The organism is Gordonia sp. YC-XJ4, from assembly GCF_059511865.1.
In genome coordinates, this window is record NZ_CM183447.1 from 5,246,710 (window position 1) to 5,265,636 (window position 18,927).

The 18,927-nt window shown below is 67.9% G+C and carries 17 protein-coding genes; 12 read left to right on the plus strand and 5 right to left on the minus strand.

Annotated features, from left to right (window positions below):
- Positions 1-43 precede the first annotated feature (43 nt).
- Positions 44-793 carry a DedA family protein gene (locus AC5ZH6_RS23330; RefSeq protein ID WP_006371872.1) on the plus strand — a complete coding sequence of 250 codons (750 nt, stop codon included), beginning with the start codon at positions 44-46 and terminating at the stop codon, positions 791-793.
- Between the two features lie 24 nt (positions 794-817).
- On the opposite strand, the gene AC5ZH6_RS23335 is transcribed toward AC5ZH6_RS23330, so the two are convergent.
- The 5 genes from AC5ZH6_RS23335 to AC5ZH6_RS23355 all read right to left on the minus strand — a co-directional run bounded on the left by AC5ZH6_RS23335 (position 818) and on the right by AC5ZH6_RS23355 (position 5,450).
- Entirely contained in the window at positions 818-1,960 is a 1,143-nt protein-coding gene (locus AC5ZH6_RS23335) for a phosphatase PAP2 family protein (RefSeq protein ID WP_035728606.1), read from the minus strand.
- 97 nt (positions 1,961-2,057) lie between these two features.
- Positions 2,058-2,750, minus strand: coding sequence for a TrmH family RNA methyltransferase (locus AC5ZH6_RS23340; protein ID WP_006371870.1), 693 nt, complete (start codon positions 2,748-2,750; stop codon positions 2,058-2,060).
- 3 nt (positions 2,751-2,753) lie between these two features.
- Entirely contained in the window at positions 2,754-3,314 is a 561-nt protein-coding gene (pyrE, locus tag AC5ZH6_RS23345) for an orotate phosphoribosyltransferase (RefSeq protein WP_006371869.1), read from the minus strand.
- Positions 3,315-3,373: 59 nt separating this feature from the next.
- Positions 3,374-4,411 carry a TtfA family protein gene (locus tag AC5ZH6_RS23350; protein ID WP_006371868.1) on the minus strand — a complete coding sequence of 346 codons (1,038 nt, stop codon included), beginning with the start codon at positions 4,409-4,411 and terminating at the stop codon, positions 3,374-3,376.
- Positions 4,412-4,427: 16 nt separating this feature from the next.
- Positions 4,428-5,450 carry a D-2-hydroxyacid dehydrogenase gene (locus AC5ZH6_RS23355; protein ID WP_006371867.1) on the minus strand — a complete coding sequence of 341 codons (1,023 nt, stop codon included), beginning with the start codon at positions 5,448-5,450 and terminating at the stop codon, positions 4,428-4,430.
- 128 nt (positions 5,451-5,578) lie between these two features.
- Between AC5ZH6_RS23355 and AC5ZH6_RS23360 the strand changes: the two genes are divergently transcribed.
- The 11 genes from AC5ZH6_RS23360 to AC5ZH6_RS23410 all read left to right on the plus strand — a co-directional run bounded on the left by AC5ZH6_RS23360 (position 5,579) and on the right by AC5ZH6_RS23410 (position 18,867).
- Complete coding sequence (locus tag AC5ZH6_RS23360; RefSeq protein ID WP_006371866.1) at positions 5,579-6,184, plus strand: DJ-1/PfpI family protein; 606 nt, start codon at positions 5,579-5,581, stop codon at positions 6,182-6,184.
- Complete coding sequence (locus AC5ZH6_RS23365; protein WP_006371865.1) at positions 6,181-6,645, plus strand: MarR family winged helix-turn-helix transcriptional regulator; 465 nt, start codon at positions 6,181-6,183, stop codon at positions 6,643-6,645. The genes AC5ZH6_RS23360 and AC5ZH6_RS23365 overlap by 4 nt, the downstream gene beginning before the upstream one ends.
- Positions 6,646-6,757: 112 nt before the next feature.
- Positions 6,758-7,330, plus strand: coding sequence for a GtrA family protein (locus AC5ZH6_RS23370; protein WP_006371864.1), 573 nt, complete (start codon positions 6,758-6,760; stop codon positions 7,328-7,330).
- Between the two features lie 105 nt (positions 7,331-7,435).
- Entirely contained in the window at positions 7,436-8,254 is an 819-nt protein-coding gene (locus tag AC5ZH6_RS23375; protein WP_035728604.1) for an LLM class F420-dependent oxidoreductase, read from the plus strand.
- Between the two features lie 75 nt (positions 8,255-8,329).
- Positions 8,330-9,622 carry an aspartate aminotransferase family protein gene (locus AC5ZH6_RS23380; protein ID WP_006371862.1) on the plus strand — a complete coding sequence of 431 codons (1,293 nt, stop codon included), beginning with the start codon at positions 8,330-8,332 and terminating at the stop codon, positions 9,620-9,622.
- A gap of 7 nt (positions 9,623-9,629) precedes the next feature.
- Positions 9,630-12,617, plus strand: coding sequence for an FAD-binding and (Fe-S)-binding domain-containing protein (locus AC5ZH6_RS23385; RefSeq protein ID WP_288337482.1), 2,988 nt, complete (start codon positions 9,630-9,632; stop codon positions 12,615-12,617).
- The gene (locus AC5ZH6_RS23390) at positions 12,614-14,107 is read left to right on the plus strand and encodes an NAD-dependent succinate-semialdehyde dehydrogenase (RefSeq protein ID WP_288337481.1); all 1,494 of its coding nucleotides are present in this window, start codon (positions 12,614-12,616) and stop codon (positions 14,105-14,107) included. Before AC5ZH6_RS23385 ends, AC5ZH6_RS23390 begins: the two co-directional genes overlap by 4 nt.
- Positions 14,108-14,158: 51 nt before the next feature.
- Entirely contained in the window at positions 14,159-15,352 is a 1,194-nt protein-coding gene (locus tag AC5ZH6_RS23395) for a M24 family metallopeptidase (RefSeq protein ID WP_211543584.1), read from the plus strand.
- A gap of 9 nt (positions 15,353-15,361) precedes the next feature.
- On the plus strand, positions 15,362-16,609 hold the full coding sequence (locus AC5ZH6_RS23400; protein ID WP_288337480.1) for an aminotransferase-like domain-containing protein: 1,248 nt from the start codon (positions 15,362-15,364) through the stop codon (positions 16,607-16,609).
- The gene (locus AC5ZH6_RS23405) at positions 16,606-17,799 is read left to right on the plus strand and encodes a M20 family metallopeptidase (RefSeq protein WP_006371849.1); all 1,194 of its coding nucleotides are present in this window, start codon (positions 16,606-16,608) and stop codon (positions 17,797-17,799) included. The genes AC5ZH6_RS23400 and AC5ZH6_RS23405 overlap by 4 nt, the downstream gene beginning before the upstream one ends.
- Positions 17,800-17,925: 126 nt before the next feature.
- Positions 17,926-18,867, plus strand: a complete 942-nt coding sequence (locus AC5ZH6_RS23410) for a hypothetical protein (protein ID WP_006371848.1) — start codon at positions 17,926-17,928, stop codon at positions 18,865-18,867.
- The last annotated feature ends 60 nt before the right edge of the window (positions 18,868-18,927 follow it).

Consider the following 18,927-nt stretch of genomic DNA (forward strand, 5'->3'; position numbering starts at 1 on the left):
CCATCTGGCTAACCCTCAGGCTGCCCGCGTAGCCTGGTGACCCGTGATCGACTCCGCACTTGCCCACACCACCACCACCGTGGTCGCGCTGCCGGGCATCCTCGACCCCATCAACGTGCTCAGCTGGTTCGGCGCCTGGGCGTTCTGGGGTCTGCTCCTGGTGATCCTCATCGAATCCGGCGTCCTGTTCCCGGTGTTGCCGGGCGACTCGCTGCTGTTCGTGGCCGGCATGGTCGTCGCCGCGGGTGCCGGGGGCACCGAGGGCATCGACAAGTTCGCCTCGCTGTGGCAGCTGCTCGTCTTCGTCCCGATCGCGGCGATCATCGGCGGTCAGATCGGCTACTGGATCGGCCGCTTCATCGGTACCGAGATGTTCAAGCCCGACGCCCGGTTCCTCAAGGAGCGTTACCTCGTCGAGGCCAACGAGTTCTTCGAGAAGCACGGACCGATCACCATCTTCTTGGCTCGCTTCGTGCCGATCGTGCGCACGCTCGCCCCGATCGTCGCCGGCGCCGCGCGGATGAAGTGGGCGGTGTTCGCCGTCTACAACGTGGTCGGCGCGATCGTCTGGGGTGCGGGCATCGTATTGCTCGGCTACTGGCTCGGACGGTTCGAATTCATCCAGAAGCTCATCGAGCCGATTTTCATCCTGATCGTCATCCTGTCGATCGCACCGATGCTCATCGAGTGGTATCGCAGGCGCCGGGCCGCCAAGCGCGCCCCGGTCCCAGACGTCGCCGCCGCCGACGTCACAGCAGCACCCGCCGACGACCGGCGGACCGACACCGTCTGAGTCGACGGTGCCGGCGGTCAGACGCTACCCGCTCACCGCGTACGCCGCGGCCAGGTCGATGCGCACCCATCCCCCGTTGACACCGGCCTGATCCAGCGGATAGCCGGCGGGAATGGCGGTGCGTCGCAGGATGTCGAGGCGCGCGGCGTCACTGAGGTGCGGGAATCGCGAGCGCAGGAGCGCCGCGGCCTGCGCCGGGATGGCGTTCACCTGGTTCGGGGAGATCCGCGGGAATCCGAATGTCATCAGCTCCTGGGCATTGGACACCGCCTGCGACGTCGAGGCCACGGTCGGGTCGTCGGCGAGCGCCCGGGCCACCGGCTCACCGAGCGCGGTTCGGAGCTGCTCGCGCAACTGATCACCGGCGGCGTCGACGAGCCGGGCGAATGCGGGATCGGAGAGCCGCTCGGAGGCGACGGTCAGACCCATGATCCGTCCGCCCATCACATCGAGCGGATAGTGCACGCCGAGCACCATGCGACTGAGTCCGATGTGGCCGGACTGGGCGAGGATCTGCGGTCCGGCCTCGGGCAGCCAGTAGGCCAGCAGCGCACCCTGCCAAAACGCCTGGCTGGAGTGGCCGGACGGGTACGAGCCGTTGCCGGCGAGGTCGCCGTAGAGATCCGACCCGGGCCGGTTGTAGCGCTTGATCTGCGCGGGCGCGACGACGAAGGGCCGCGGATTGTTGTAGTACTGCTTCTCGATCAGCGTGGTCTGCAACGGGATTCCGGCACGCGCGGTGTCACCCTTGACCAACTGCGCGACCTTGGGCAGTTTGCCCGCGGCCAACAGCTGCCGGAACGCGGTACCGACCTTGGTGCCCAACGCCTGCGACAGGGAGACGATCCGGTCGTCGTAGTTGATCGCAACGGCGTCGGCCTGCTGGGCCGGTGTCGCGGAGTTGTTGACCGACACCACCTTTGCGAGGTTCTGCTTCATGAGGTCGGGCCGCTGGGCGCGCAGCGCCGCGAAGCCGTCGAGCTCGGGGAGATACGTTCCGCCCGGCGGGACGTCGGAGGCGAACGGACCGACGAGCTGCGCGGTGGAGAATCCCGCGGGCGCGGTGGCCGGTGCCGGTGCCGCGTGCGCAACGGGCGCCCCGAGCATCAGGAGCACCGCGAACATCGAGAGCAGGACCGAGCGCACACGCAACGACATGGCCATCACTCTGACTGATGTCCGACTCTCCGGGCAAGGCGGGGGCGGCTGTTCACGTCGCATTCGCCGCACCGTCACCCACGCCGGGCAGCTCAGCCGAGTGCGACTACCAGGCCTGCCCGAGGTCGGCGTGCTGACGAATCCACGCGTGCATGGCAATTCCCGCAGCCACCCCGGCGTTGATGCTGCGGGTGGAGCCGAACTGTGCGATCGAGACGGTCAGATCGGCCTGCTCCTGCGCATCCGCGCTGACGCCCGGCCCCTCCTGACCGAAGAGCAGCACGCATTCGCGCGGTAGTTCGGCGGTCTCCAACGGCTGCGCGCCGGGGGTGTTGTCGACGGCGACGACCTTCAGATTCTTTTCGCGCGCCCACGCGATCAGGTCGGCGACGGTGTCGTGGTGTTCGAGGTGTTGATAGCGGTCGGTCACCATGGCGCCGCGGCGATTCCACCGTCGACGTCCGACGATGTGCACCGCGGCCACCGCAAAGGCGTTGGCGGTGCGCACCACGGTGCCGATGTTGGCGTCGTGGGCGAAGTTCTCGATGGCCACATGCAGTGGATGCCGCCGGGAGTCGATGTCGGCGACGATCGCTTCGCGCGTCCAATATCGGTAGGCGTCAACGACATTACGGGTGTCGCCTGCTGCCAGCAGGTGCGCGTCGTAGCGCGGGTCATCCGGCGGCGGACCGTCGTGCTCGGCCGCCCAGGGCCCCACCCCGACCGCCGGCGCCGACCCGAACTGCCACTCCGTCGGACCTGGCTCGTCGGCGGTCGGCTGCGGGTCGTCGTCTGACACGCCTCAGGCGAGGCCGAGATCGGCCAGCGTCAACAGCGACCGGTAGGGCACGCCGAGCGCCTCGATGACCTCATCGGCGCCGGTATCTCGATCGACAACGGTCGCCACCCCGATCACCGTCGCGCCGGCTTCGCGTGCCGCCTCGACCGCGGTCGACGGTGACGCCCCGGTGGTCGAGGTGTCCTCGACGACCAGCACGCGGCGCCCGGAGATGTCGGGGCCCTCGATCCGACGTTGCATCCCATGGGTTTTGGCGGCCTTGCGCACCACGAAGGCATCAATGGCACGGCCACCGGCATGCATGATCGACGTCGCCACCGGGTCCGCGCCCAGGGTGAGTCCGCCGACGGCGTCGTATTCCCAGTCGGCGGTGAGTTGACGCATGAGCGTGCCGATCAGCGGCGAGGCCTGATGGTGCAGCGTCGCCCGGCGCAGATCGACGTAATAGTCGGCTTCTTTGCCCGACGAGAGCGTCACCTTGCCGTGCACCACCGAGAGTTCTTTGACCAGTTCGGCGAGGACCTCTCGATCGGCGGTATCGACGGACGGAATCGCTGCGGACACTACAGAACTCGCTCTCTTCTCGCGGATCGGGCACCGGCCCCGACGGGTCGGTCGTGTGATCAGTTGCGGCGGTGACGGTTCCGTCGCGAGGGCATTTCACTCGGACCGGTCCGTGCCTGTCGCGTCGGCGGCGCGACATCGTCGTCGTCGAGATCGACGTCGTCGTCGAGCTCCGGCGGTCGAGTTGCCTTGCCGCGCACCGGCATCGGTGCCATCGGACGGCCGGCGGGCCGGGGATCGGCCGGAGCCGAACGGCCTTCGGCAGGCGGGGCGGCACGTCGCGGCCGCGGTGCCACCTCGGCCGGCTTGCGCAACGCGGTCGGCACCGCGGCGTCGGAGCCCGTACCGTCACGCTCCACCCTGTCTCGACCTGCGGCCTCCATGCGTGCGCGCCGGTTCTTGTCGCGCATGTTCTCGGTCTTCTCGTCGGCCAGCTCGGCGCGGGTCGGACCGTGCGGATCGCGCGGGTCGGGGGCGTCCTGCGGCTCACGCAGCGGCGGCAGCACCCGCAGCAGGTCGGCGAAGCGCCGCACGACCTCCAGTCCGGTGTCGAGTTCGGTGGCGTCGTCGGTCAGCGGTAGCGACCCCAGCGCCCAGTTGCCCTCGTTCCACAGCACCTCGACGTAGGCCGGGGCCTTGTTGGCCAGCGCGACCATGCGCCGGTCACACACGCGGCGGGCGGCGTCGAGATTGTTGGAGAACATCACGCGCGGGCCCATCGCGCCGAGCAGTTCCACGTCCTCTTCGGCGGGGGCGAGGACGTCCTCGTGCCGCAGGTCGACGACCACGGCGGACGGGGTCGACCGGCGGACCGCGATCACCGTGGCGGTCTCGGAGAGGTCGAAGACAACTGCCTCGGCGCCCCCGTAGTGCCCGTAGGCCACGTTCTCCACGGCGACGGTGTCGGGCACGTTCATGGTGGCGCGGCGGAACACCGTACGGAGCTTGGTGTCGGTCTCGCGGAACTTGAAGTCGTGCTCGTCACCCCAGATCGCGCGCTGGTGCCTCGTGACCGAGGAACGGCGGCGATCGAGCCACAGCAGGGCCACCGCCCCGGCCAAGGCAATGGCGGCGATCACGAAATAGACGATGGTCATCGCGCTACAGACTACTTCAGGGTGTGTGCGGATCGCGCCGCACGACGTACCCCCGGGCCTTGTCGACGACGTTGTCGAGGTGCGTTTCGAGGTCGTCATCACCGGCGCCGACGTATCGCCGCAGGTTATCGAGGATCTGCGCGCTCAGCACATCCCGCCATCCGACGACGTCACCGCTGAGATGCGCCGAGATCGCGACGTTGTCCATCCCCCACAGCGGGCTGTCGGCGGGCAGGGGTTCGGTGACGAACACATCGAGCGATACCGCACCGATCTCGCCCGTCTGCAGCGCCTCGATCAACGCCGGTTCGTCGACGAGGTCGCCGCGCCCCACGTTGATCAGATGGGCGTCGGTGCGCATCGCCGCGAGCACCTCGGCGTCGATCATGGCGCGCGTCGCCGCGGTCAGCGGGGCGATCGCGACGACCGTGTCGAACCCGCCGACGTACTCGGCCAGTTGTGCGGTCTCGTGGACCACGCCGAAGTCGGGGTCGTGGTCCCGAGCCCGTCGTCCGGCACCGGTGACCTCGATTCCGACCGCGCGCAGCAGCCGAGCGATCTCCCGGCCGATGCCACCGGTACCGATGACCAGGGCCGACGTACCGGTGGTCGAGCGCGTCTCCCGCCAGCGCCACTCACGACGCGCCTGTAGGCGCATCGATTCGTGCAAGAGTTTGTCGCGGGCCAGGATCGAGGCGAGGACGAATTCCGCGATGGGTCGATCGAAGACGCCGTGGGCGTTGGTCACCACCACATCGGAGTCGGTCAGCTCGTCGAACAGCAGCGAATCCACCCCGGCCGCGCACACGTGCACCCACCGCAGCGCGTCGGCCTGGGCCCAGTTGTCCCGCAGTGCGCGCGAGAAGAAGTCCCACACCACCAGCACATCGGCGCCCGGCAGCGCCGAGCCGAGTTCGTCGGCGGTCGTGTGCCGGATGTCGGCAATGGCCTCGAGCGCCGCGAGATCGGTCGGCGGCGGAACGTCCGGCGAGCCCAGTAGGGCGATCACGGGACGGACCTCGGTGTCTCCGGTTGCCATGGCTCCAACGTAGCGGCGAGCACCGCTGTGATGACAGCCTGTTGTCATATTGACACGATGCTGTCATAGTGGGTGTGGGCCGGGGAAGCCGGACCTCATCGACCGGACCTCATCGACAGGGAGCACCCATGCAGACCGTCCACCTCGCCGTGTACGACACCCTCGCCGACTGGGAGTACGGCTATCTCGCCGCCGGCGTCAACAACCCCGAATTCCAGCGCACGCCGGGCGAATTCCGGATCGAGACCGTGGGCGCGACCGCCGATCCGATCACCACGCTCGGCGGTGTCACGATCACCCCCGACATCACACTCGACGATGTCGATCCGGCCGCGAGCGCGATGCTCGTAGTTCCGGGCGCACAGACGTGGGACAGCGGGAACGACGAATTCATCGACGCCGCCCGACGGTTTCTCGACGCCGGGATTCCGGTCGCCGCAATCTGTGGTGCCACAGTCGGACTCGCGAGGGGCGGGCTACTCGACGACCGCGCGCACACCAGCAATGCACCGCAACAGCTCGCGGCCACCGGTTACTGCGGAGCCGACCGGTACCTCGACGTAGCGGCCGTCACCGACCGCGAGGTCATCACGGCAGGCGCGGTGGCGCCCATCGAGTTCGCACGAGAGGTGTTCGCCCGCTTGGGTGTTTACGACGACGCCGTGCTCGACGCGTGGTATCGGCTCTATGCGCATCACGATCCGGCCGGATTCCTCGCCCTGGGACAGCAGTGACCGATCATCCGACGTCTCAGGAACTACTGAGCCGAAGTGCGCTCGCCGCATTCCGGCTCAATGGCCAGTTCCTTGCTCTCGCCGAACAACTCGCCCGGCCGGCCGGGCTCACCGCAACACGGTGGCAGGTCCTCGGGGCGGTACTGCCGGGCCCGTTGACCGTCTCCGACATCGCCCGCGCCATGGGCATCACGCGCCAGAGCGTGCAGCGCACCGCCGACCTCCTGGCCACGGAGGGGCTCGTCGAATATCACACGAATCCGGCACATGCGCGCGCAAAGCTGGTGGCCCCCACCGACGCCGGACTCGCTGCGATCAACGACATCAACCCGCAGCACCGCGCCGCAGCCACCCGCATCGCCGCGCGCCTCGGATCCGATCAATGGCACGCCACACTTACCGCCCTCGAATTGCTCAGCGCATCACTTGCCGAGATCGATAATGACCCCGGCGAAATGTGAGTTCGACACAACCTGCACTATCCATCGCCGCGGAGTACCAGCCACTTCCGTATCCCGTGTGTCCCAGATCACAATTCAGGGTTCGGGAATTCGGTGGCGTATATTGCCCTAGGTGATCGCGACGCTGGACGACAAATATGCAACCCATGTGAGAAATCTCGGGCAATTCGCCCGTTTCGGCATCGTGGGCGCATCCGGGGTCGTCGTCAACATGCTCGTCGCGGTCCTGATGAACAAGGCGCATGGCGGTACCGCCAACGCGTTCAATGTGATCTGGCATATTCCGGGTTCGGCCTACAACGTGCGTTTCACCGTGCTGGTGTGGATCGTCGGGTTCCTCGTGGCCAACTTCGTCAACTTCCAGCTCAATCGGTCGTGGACCTTCAAGAGTTCCCGGCATGCGACGTGGTGGTCGGAATTCTGGCCGTTCCTCGCGGTGGGCAGTGTCGCCGCGATCGTCGGACTGTTCCTGAAGGTGGGCTTCACCAACCCCACCTCACCGCTCTACCTCTCGTCGTCGTTCTTCCATGAGGCGGCCGGGCTGCACTCCCGTGAGTACTGGGCGCAGATCATCACGATCGTCATCACGATGCCGATCAACTTCATCGTCAACAAGCTCTGGACGTTCCGGGCGGTCCGCTCGCCGGCGGAGCCGGCTCCCGTCGACGCCGGCACCCCTGTCTGAACACCACCGTCTGAGCACCACCCGTCTGAACAACGCGGCTGGGCAACCCGGCTGGGCAACCCGGCCTGGGCACCAGTGTCGGCCGAGACCCCTAGGCTGGTCCTCATGACACAGCGGGCGCGCATCGCCGTTCAGGTCAAGCCCCAGCACGCATCGTTCGCCGATCTGCGTCGTGCCGCGGCGTTGGTCGAGGAACTCGGCGCCGACATGCTCCTCACGTGGGATCATTTCTTTCCGCTGTCCGGTGATCCCGACGGCCGCCACTTCGAGGCCTGGACCACACTGGCGGCCTGGGCCGAATCGACCGACCGCGTCGAGTTGGGCGTTCTGGTCTCCTCCGTGGGTTACCGGAACCCGAACCTGTTGGCCGACATGGCACGCACCGTCGACCACATCAGTGCGCGCGACGGTGCGGGCCGGTTGGTCCTCGGCATCGGCGCCGGCTGGTTCGAGCGCGACTACACCTCCTACGGCTTCGAATTCGGCACGGTGGCACAACGTTTACGGACCCTCGACGACGATCTACCGGTGATCCGCGAGCGCTGGGGCCTGCTGAATCCTGCGCCCACCCGCAGAATCCCCATCCTCATCGGCGGTGGCGGCGAGAAGGTGACCCTGCGGATCGCCGCGCAGCACGCCGACATCTGGCACGGCTTCGGTGACGCCGAGACCATTGCCCACAAGCACCGGGTGCTCGACGACTGGTGCGCCCGGATCGGGCGCGATCCCGCTGAGATCGTGCGCTCGGCCGGGGTGAGCCCGAAGCCGGGACGCTTCCCCGAGGATCTCGACGACTACCCGGCGTCGGCGGAGAAGTTGTACGCCGTCGGTACGCGGATCTTCACCGTCGGACTCGAGGCCCCGACCTGGGATCCCGGACCCATCCGCGATCTGGTCGCCTGGCGCGACGCGCGTAACGCCTGACGTCACCACCGGCCACACCTCCGGCGACGCTGTCCAATTGTTGACAATCCGACGATTGGCCGTCACCGTGGTCCCATGACCGCCGTCGAACACCTCACCCAGACCGCGACCCTGTCCCCCATCCTCAAACAGGCCACGCCGGTGATCGTCGATCACGCGCAGGGCTCGTGGGTGCACGGGACCGACGGCCAGTCCTACCTCGACTTCACCACCGGCATCGGGGTCACCAGCACCGGCCATTGCCATCCGCGGGTGGTTTCCGCCGCTCAGGAGCAGTGCGCCAAGGTCATTCACGCCCAGTACACGACGGTCATGCATCCGCCGTTGCTCGAGTTGACGGCGAAACTCGGCGGGGTACTCCCACTCGGCCTCGACTCGGTGTTCTACGCGAACTCCGGGTCGGAGGCCGTCGAGGCCGCGATCCGCCTGGCCCGGATGGCCACCGCGCGGCCCAATATCGTTGTCTTCCAAGGCGGTTTTCACGGACGCACCGTCGCCGCAGCCAGCCTCACCACCGCGGGCACCCGGTTCTCCGCAGGCTTCTCCCCACTGATGGGCGGGGTCCACATGGCCCCGTTCCCCTACGCCTACCGCTACGGCTGGGACACCGAGACCGCCGTCGACTTCGCCCTCACCGAACTCGACTACCTGCTCACCTCACGCGTGGCACCCGACGACACCGCCGCCTTCCTCATCGAACCTGTCCTCGGCGACGGCGGCTATCTTCCCAGTCCCCCAAGGTTTCTCGCCGGACTACGCGAGCGCGCCGATCGCCACGGCATCCTACTGATCCTCGACGAGGTCCAGGCCGGCTTCGGTCGCACCGGACGGTTCTGGGGCCACCAGCATGCCCCGATCAGCCCCGACATCCTGATCACCGCCAAGGGACTCGCCTCCGGTTTCCCGATCTCGGCGATCGCCGCACCCACCGAGCTGATGACCAAGGCCTGGCCGGGCTCGCAGGGCGGCACCTACGGTGGCAACGCTGTGGCCGCGGCAGCCGCGATCGCCACCCTCGACGTGATCGCCGAGGAAAACCTCGTCGACAACGCCGCCATCCGCGGGGAACAACTCCTCGCCGGCATCCGCGAGGTGACCACCGGACTCGACGCCGTCGGCGACGTCCGCGGACTCGGGCTGATGATCGGTATCGAATTCGTCACCCGCGTCGGTGACCGCTGCATGCCCGACGCCGCTACCGCACTTGCGGTTCAGCGCGCCACGACGGCCCACGGGTTGCTGACCCTGACCTGCGGCCCGGCCGGCAACGTCGTGCGCCTGATCCCTGCACTCGTCGTCACCGCCGACGAGATCGCGCTCGGCATCGAACGCTTCGGCGCTGCGGTGCACTCGGTTCTCGGCGCATGATCAGCTCATGACGAGTGTGTCGCAACAAGCACTGGGCCCGGATCTCGATACCGACGACGCGGCCGGCGCACTCCTCGACGACCTGACCGCCCACGATCTGCTCGTCGACGCCTCGACCCGCCGGCGCGCGGAATACTCCTACGACGCCTCCAACTATCGGGTACCTCCGCTGGCGGTGGTGTTCCCCCGCAATGCTGACGAGGTCGCACTCACCGCACGGCTGTGCCACCGCCACGGGGTGCCGATCATCGCCCGTGGCGGCGGAACCTCCATGGCGGGCAACGCGATCGGCGCCGGCATCGTCATCGACCTGTCCCGACACATGCGAACCGTCGGCGTCGTCGACGCCGACGCACGCACGGTCACCGCCGATGCCGGGGTCATTCTCACCGAACTCGCCGCGCAGGTGCGCACCCGCACCGACGGTCGGCTGACCTTCGCCCCCGACCCGTCGTCGGCGTCACGCGCCACCCTGGGCGGTGCTATCGGCAACGACGCCTGCGGCAATCATTCGGTTCGCCACGGACGCACCAGCGATCATGTCGAGGCACTGCATCTGGTGACCTCCGACGGTCTACGCCTCACCGCCACCCGCACCGGGGTGCAGGCCACCGAGCCCGACGACGCCGAGTCCGATTCCCGCGCAACCGAACTCACCGCGGCACTGCGCGATCTCGTCGGCCGCAACCTCGCGATCCTGCGCACCGACCTCGATACCATTCCGCGCCAGGTGTCGGGGTATCACCTGTCACACCTGTTGCCGGAGCACGGTTTCGACGTCGCCCGTGCGCTGGTCGGCAGCGAGGGCGGCTGCGCGATCGTCACCTCGGCCGTCGTTCGTCTGGTACCCGTGCCGACCTCACAGCTACTGCTCTGTGTCGGCTATCGCTCCGCCGCCGACGCCGCACGCGACGTGCCGGCCATCCTGCCGTTCGAGCCCTCGGCGATCGAGGGAATCGACCGCAAGATCGTCACCACCATGGCCGCCCGACGCGGACCGGAGACGGTCGCCGGACTTCCCGACGGTGACGCATGGCTGTTCATCGATCTCGACGACACCAGCGCGGCAGCACAATCGGCGGTCGACGTACCCGCCACCATCGATCGCCTGCTCGCCGAGTTGCGTGCCGCCGGCCGCATGGTGGACGCGACCGTCGTCTCCGACCCCACGGTGCGGTCATCGCTGTGGCGGGTCCGCGAGGACGGCGCGGGACTCTCGGCCCGCCTGATCACCGAGGATCACACCCATGAGTCGTGGCCCGGATGGGAAGATGCCGCCGTCGCACCCGATCGCCTTGCCGACTACCTCGTCGACTTCGAGCGACTTCTCGACGAGCATGGCCTCACCGGAGTCATGTACGGACACTTCGGCGCCGGGTGTATGCACGTGCGCATCACCTTCGATCTACGCACCCACGAGGGCCGCGCGGTCATGCGCCGATTCTGTACGGATGCAGCACATCTGGTGGTATCCCACGGCGGATCGCTGTCGGGTGAGCACGGTGACGGGCGAGCACGTTCGGAGTTGTTGCCGATCATGTATTCACCGGAGATGTTGCGCGCCTTCGACGATTTCAAACGACTCTGGGATCCGTCCGGGCTCCTCAACCCGACAGCCGTCGTCGAGCCGGCACCGATCACCGCCGATCTCGCTCTCGCCGAGGTGCCGAATCGGGCGTGGATCGATGCCGGTTCGGTCACCCAACAAGGCTCGACCCCCACGGGATCGTTGGACTCCTTCATTCATTCCGTGCAGGGCTGCATCGGGGTGGGCCGGTGCCGTACCTCGTCCGGCGGCGTCATGTGTCCGAGCTATCGGGCCACCCGCGACGAGAAGGACTCCACCCGTGGTCGGGCCCGCGTACTGCAGGAGATGGTCCGCACCGTACCGACCGTCGAATCCGGTTGGCGATCCACCGATGTCGCCGACGCCCTGGACCTGTGCCTGTCGTGCAAGGCGTGTTCCACCGACTGCCCGACGGGCGTCGACATGGCGACGTACAAATCGGAGTTCCTCGACCACCACTACCACCGACGACTCCGCCCGGCCTCGCACTACTCCCTCGGCTGGATGCCGGCGTGGCTACCGCTCGCGACCGCGGCGGCACCGCTGATCAATCGGTCGATGAGCGTACCGTCGTTGCGCCGCATGGCAGCTCGGCTCGGCGGTCTCGACGCTCGCCGTGCGATGCCCGCCTTCGCCGCCCGTCGCGAGGTGCGTACTCACCTCGCCCCGCTGCCCGCGGTCACCGACACCACCGACACGGTCTTGTTTGTCGATACCTTCACCCGAGCCTTCCGACCGCAGGTCGCGACCGCCACCGCACGGCTGCTCGGCGCCACCGGAGACAGCGTCGGCTGCCGCAGCGACGCCTGCTGCGGACTCACCTGGATCTCGACCGGGCAACTGTCCCGGGCCCGAAAGACACTCGCGCACACCGCCGAGATCCTCGACGACGGCACCGACCGGCCGATCGTGGTCCCCGAACCGAGTTGCGCCGCAGCCTTGCGCAAGGATCTTCCCGACCTCGTCGACACCGCCGCGGCCCGACGGGTGTCCGCGCGTGTGCACAGCGTCGCCTCGATCGTCGGACACCTCCTCGACGCCGGGTTCGCACCCACCGGTCTCCCTGCGGCGGTCACGCTGCAAACCCACTGCCACGAGTACGCGACGTTCGGCGCCCGCACCGGTGCACAGGTACTGTCCCGGCTCGGCGTACAGGTCCGCACCGCCGACGGATGCTGCGGTGTGGCAGGCAACTTCGGATTCGAACGCGGCCACTACGACGTCAGTGTCGCCGTTGCCGAGCACGCCCTCGCACCGGCGCTGCGCGCCCACGCCACCACGCCGGTCGTGACCGACGGATTCAGTTGCGCGATGAGCGTCGAGCACCTCACCGCCACCGACCCATTGATCAACGCCACCGGTATCCACCTCGCCGAACTCCTCGCACCCCAGCCGACAGCGCCCGACACCCACGGAGGTTCCGCATGACCACCACCGAATCCCGCACCGTCCCGCCCCTCAGGGGCATCCACACCGACCTCCTCATCGACGGCCATTGGCAGCCTGCGGCATCGGGCCGGCGGTTCGATGTGGAGAACCCGGCCACCGGCGAGATCCTGGCGTCTGTCGCCGACGCCGGAGCCGACGACGCGCTGGCCGCGGTGCGGGTCGCCGCCGACACGCAGGCACGGTGGGCCGCGACGAGTCCCCGCGCGCGCAGCGAGATCCTTTATCGTGCTTACCAACTCATCATCGACCGCACCGACGAGTTCGCCGCGGTGATGACCGCGGAGATGGGTAAGCCGTTGGCCGAGGCGCGGGGTGAGGTCGCCTACGGCGCCGAGTTCTTCCGTTGGTTCGCCGAGGAAGCGGTGCGTATCGGCGGCGACGCCACCACCACCGGCGACGGCGGTAACCGGATCGTTGTCACCCGCCGCCCGGTCGGTCCGTGCGTCCTGATCACGCCGTGGAACTTCCCGCTGGCCATGGGAACCCGCAAGATCGGGCCGGCCGTCGCGGCCGGCTGCACGATGGTGTTCAAACCCGCCGAGCTCACCCCGTTGACGTCGCTGTTGCTCGCCGACGTGCTGCGCGAGGCAGGTCTGCCCGACGGTGTCCTCAACGTCGTCACCACCTCCGATCCCGGGGCCGTCGTCGGGGCGTGGATGGCGTCGGGTCTGGCCCGCAAGGTCAGTTTCACCGGCTCGACCGAGGTCGGCAAGCTGCTCATCGCCCAGGCCGCCGAGCACGTCATGCGCACGTCGATGGAGTTGGGCGGCAACGCCCCGTTCATCGTGTGCGACGACGCCGACGTCTCCCGCGCCGTCGACGCGGTGATGGTCGCGAAGATGCGCAACATGGGACAGGCGTGTACCGCCGCGAACCGGATCTTCGTACACCGCAGCGTGTTCGACGAGTTCGCCGACGCGCTCACCGACCGGATGAGCGCCCTGACCGTGGGTGACGGCGCAGTCGAGGGCACCACCGTCGGCCCGCTCGTGGAGGAGAAGGCCGTGGCCAAGGTCGAACGTCTCGTCGCCGACGCCGTCGGCCGTGGCGCCCAGGTGCGCTGCGGCGGTGCCCGCGTCGACGGCGCCGGGCACTTCTACCTGCCGACCGTGCTGACCGAGGTCGATCCCGATTCCGACCTCGTGCACACCGAGATCTTCGGTCCGGTCGCGGCCCTGATCCCCTTCGACGGCAACGGTATCGACGCAGATCAGAAGGTCCTCTCCCTCGCCAACTCCACGCCGTGGGGACTTGTCGGTTACGTTTGCAGTGAGAACGCCGACAGGCTGTCCGATCTCGCCGATGCCCTCGAGGTCGGGATGGTCGGTCTCAACACCGGGCTGGTCTCCAACCCGGCGGCACCGTTCGGCGGGATCAAACAGTCGGGCCTGGGTCGCGAAGGTGGTCGGCTGGGCATCGAGGAGTTCCTCGACGTCAAATACACCTCCAGCCCGGTCCGCCGGCACTAACACCCACCGGCCGAACCAGGAGAGGCCACGACGCCACGAAGGAGGCGATGAATGTACCTCGGCGCGCAGCTGTTCACCGACAGCGAATACGAGCGGAGGCTGACCCGGGTGCGTGAAGCGATGGATCTGCAAGGTCTTTCGGCACTCATCGTCACCGAGCCCGCGAATCTCTTCTATCTCATCGGCTACAACGCGTGGTCGTTCTACACGCCGCAGATGCTGTTCGTGCCCATCGAGGGCGACATGGTCTTCTTCGCCCGCGAGATGGATGCCCATGGCGCACACCGCACCACGTGGCTTCCCGAGGAGCAGATCGTCGGCTACCCGGAGAGCTACGTCCACCGGCCGCACGTCCACCCGTTCGACTGGGTCGCGTGGGCACTGCGGCAACGCCACCTCATCGCCCCGGCGTCCAAGGCCGGCTCGGTCGGCCTGGAGATGGATTCGCACTATTTCACACCGAAAGCCTATCGGGCGCTGTACAACGCGATCCCGGAGTGGAAACTCGTCGACGGCTTCGAGCTGGTCAACTGGGTCCGGTCGGTCAAGTCCGACGCCGAGATCCAGCTGATGCGGCAGGCCGGGATGGTGTGCTCGGAGGCGATGCGCGCGGCGATCGACACCATCGATGTCGGTGTGCGGCAATGCGATGCGGCCGCAGTCATCTCCCAGGCGCAGATCACCGGCACCGAGGAGTTCGGTGGCGACTACCCGGCCATCGTGCCGATGATGCCGACCGGCGCGGCCGCCGACACCCCGCATCTCACCTGGAATCAGGGAACATTCGTCGAGAACGAGGCCGTCGTCATCGAATTGACCGGCGCACACAACAGATATCACTGCCCACTCGCTCGGACCGTCGCGCTGGGCAAGCCGTCCAACGATCTGGATTACGTCGCCCAGGCCACCGCCGAGGGCTTGAACAATGTGCTCGACGCGATCCGTCCAGGGGTGCCGACCCGCGAGCTCGCCTCCACCTGGAACTGGACCCTCGCCAAGTACGGCCTCGAAAAGCCGTCCCGGCTGGGCTATTCCATCGGTATCGGCTATCCACCGGATTGGGGCGAACGCACCATCAGCATCCGCACCGAGGACGAAGCGATCCTGGAGACCAACATGACCTTCCACATCATCTGCGGAATGTGGATGGACAACTACGGTTTCGAGCTGTCCGAGTCGGTGCGCGTCAGCCCGACCGGTGTGGAGACCTTCACGAGTTTCCCCCGCGAACTGATCCAGAAATGAGGTGAGGACATGACCACCATCCACCCCGCCACCACACACCCCGGCGCTGCGCACTCGACCCCCACTATCCCACTCGCCGGGCGCGCCAAGGATCTCGTCGGGTCGATGATCGACTCCTCGACCTCGCTGCTGGCGGCACAGAGCCACGACATCGTGCGATTCGCGATGGGCTCCCCCGCCGACGAGGCGGTGCCCGCCGACGAGTTCCGGGAGATCGCCGGGGCGATCCTCGACAACACCTCGTTCACCTACGGCGCCACCGAGGGCGAACCACGACTGCTGCAGTTGCTCGTCGACTACCTCGCCACCACCCCGGACCCGTCGAGCCACGACCGGCTCGTCATCACCACCGGGGGCATGCAGGGCCTCGACTTGGCGTCCAAGCTGTTCGTCGATCCCGGTGACCTCGTCGTCGTCGAGTCGCCCACCTACACCAACGGCAGCGCCACGGCGCTGTCCTACGGTGCGCAACTGCTCGAGGTGCCGGTCGACGACGACGGCATGCAGGTCGACACCCTCGTCAACCTCGTCGCCCGCACCCGCCGCACGCCCAAGGCGATCTACACGATCCCGACGTTCCAGAATCCGTCGGGCGTCACGCTGTCCGAGGAGCGCCGCAGAGAACTTCTGCGACTGGCCCACCATTGGGGTGCGGTGATCATCGACGACGACCCGTACGGGCTCCTGCGCTTCGCCGGCGAGGACATCCCCACCTTCCAGACCCTCTCGCCCGCCGATCCGCTGGTGTTCTCGGTGCGCACCTTCTCCAAGATCCTCGCGCCGGGCTGGCGGGTCGGCTGGGTCGACGCCGACCCGTCGCTGCGGCAACTGCTGATCAACGGCAAACAGGCCATGGACACCTGCACCAACGTCCCCAATCAGCACATCGTCGCCGAATACATCTCGCGCGGCGGCCTGACCGATCACCTCGCCTCACTGCGCACCCTCTACCGGGCGCGCAAGGACGCGATGCTCGACTCCATCGGGCGTCATCTGGGTGAACGCGTCACCACCACCAACCCCGACGGCGGCTTCTTCCTGTGGCTGACCTTGCAGGGCGAGTTCGCCGAGATCGACACCCGCGAACTGTTCGAGGTGGCCTTGGCCGACGGCGTCGCCTTCATTCCCGGCCCGGCACTGTCCCCGGGTGGACGCTTCCGCAATGCGTTGCGTTTGTGCTTCGCCTCGAGCACTCCCGAGCGAATCGAGGAGGGCATCCGACGCCTGACCGGCAGTCTTGAGAAGATGGCCGGGTGAACGGTGCACCCGGACCCCTGCCGACCGACGCCCTGCCCATCGACGCCGACGAGATCACCGATCTGACGGTCGCGCTGGTGCAGGCGCCCAGCGAGAACCCCGGCGGCACCGAGGCACAGGCCGTCGCCGTCCTCGAAAAGGCGTGTCAGAACGCCGGGTTCGTGGTCGGCACGCACGAGGTCGCACTCGGCCGGCCGAATCTCGTCGCCACCCTGCCCGGCGGCAACGGCCCGGGTCTGATGTTCCTCGGGCACTCCGACGTCGTGCCCGCGGGCCCGGGCTGGACCGGCGACCCCTACCGTGCGCGCGTCGTCGACGGATCGATCATCGGCCGCGGCACCACCGACATGAAGGGCGGGCTCGCCGCGATCGTGACCGCCATGTCGGCCCTGGCGTCCTCCGGCATCGAGCTCACCGGTCCGGTGCAGCTGGTGTGCACCGTCGACGAGGAGGAACACGGCAGCGGCGTGCGTGATCTCGTCACCGATCATCCCGGCGAGTTCCTGGGGTGTGTGGTGGCCGAGCCGACCGATCTCACCGTGGTCCGCGGCTGCCGCGGCGCGTCCTACATCGAGATCGACGTGACCGGCCGCGCCGCGCACTCCGGACGCCCCGACGACGGCCGCAGCGCCATCTACGCCGCCGCCGCGATCGTCGAGCTCATTCGCGCCGACCACGAGGCGATGACCGCCCGTGCCGACGGCCTACTGGGTTCTGGGACATGGAATGTCGGCACCATCTCCGGCGGGCAGGGCATCTCCGTCGTCGCCCCGATGGCCGCGCTCGGCATCGACCGCAGGCTGATGCCCGACGAGACCGCCGACGGCGTCGCCGACGCGTTACGTGCCCGAATCACCAAGGCGGGCATCGATTCCGACGGCATCGGCGTCGATGTGCGGGTCACCATGGAGATGCCCGGCTTCGAAACACCCGCCGATCACCGCCTCGTCGCCACGGCTGTCGGCGCACTCGAGAGCCTCGGCGTCGCCACCTCCGTGGGCGGATGGAGCGCCGCCTGCGACGGCGGCTTCGTCAGCCGCGACCTCGGCATCCCGGCCGTCGTCTGCGGTCCCGGCGACATCAACACCCAGGCCCACCAGCCCGACGAGACCGTCCGGATCGCCGACGTGGTCACGGCCGCAAGGGCATACACCCAGATGGCCCTGACCCTCCTCGGCCCGCGCGCCTGAACGCCCCATGAATGTGCGAACGCGGGGTCAGTTGGCAAACGCCGCTGGTACACCAACCGCGTTCGCCAACTCGACCAGCGAAAATTTCGATGGAGCCTTTCGGCCGCTTGGTGCGTCCAACCTTGCATGACATCACTTCCCACAGACGAGCACGGCATCGTTTATCGACACGCGTGCATCGCCGCAGGCTTCACCGACGACGAACTCCGTAAGGCTCGCCGGTCCGGGGCCATCGTGCCACTGGTGCGGGGCGCCTTTGTGACCACCGCCGATCGCTCACGCGCCGAGATGCACCGTCTGGCAGTCATCGCAACGCACCAGTTCGGGCGGTTCGGCACGGCGGTGCCCAGCCATCAGTCCGCCGCCACGCTCCACCGCCTTCCCATGCTCAAGCCCAACCTTCAGCGCTTGCACACCACTACCGGAAAAGCGGTCAACGGCTCCCGTACGTCCACCCGACACGACCACGTCGGCACCATCCCCGACGAACAGATGACCACCGTCGACGGGATCGACGTCGCGACCATCGAACGAACGGCGGTCGACGTCGCGTGTACGTCGTCGATGGGTTTCCCCGGCGCCTTCGCCATCTTCAATTCGGCACTCCGCGCCGGCGCCGACCGCTCCACCATGGTCGAGATCCTGCGCACCCAACGGCGCGGCGTCGCCGTCGCACGGCGGGCCCTGCACCATGCCAACGGAGAGGCGGAGAATCCCGGCGAGGCCTGGAGCCACGCCGTCATGATCGAGGCCGGACTACCCACACCCCGGCAGCAGCACGAGTTCTTCGACGATGACCGACGATTCGTGGCACGCACCGATTTCGACTGGGCCGGGAAGCTGGTCGGCGAGTTCGACGGCAGGATCAAGTACATGAAGTACCTTCGCCCGGGCGAACAGCCCGCCGACGCGGTGATCCGGGAGAAGAAGCGTGAGGACACTCTGCGACGCATGGGCGTCATGGTGGTCCGCTGGGTGTGGGACGATCTCGAGCAAGGACGCGTCGCCGCGATGCTGACGGAATGGCTGGTCACGCTGGCGTTGATGGCCCCACGCCACTCGGCCTGAAACCGCCCACCGAAATGGTGAATGCGGGTGGCGCACCACCCGCGTTCAACACATCACACC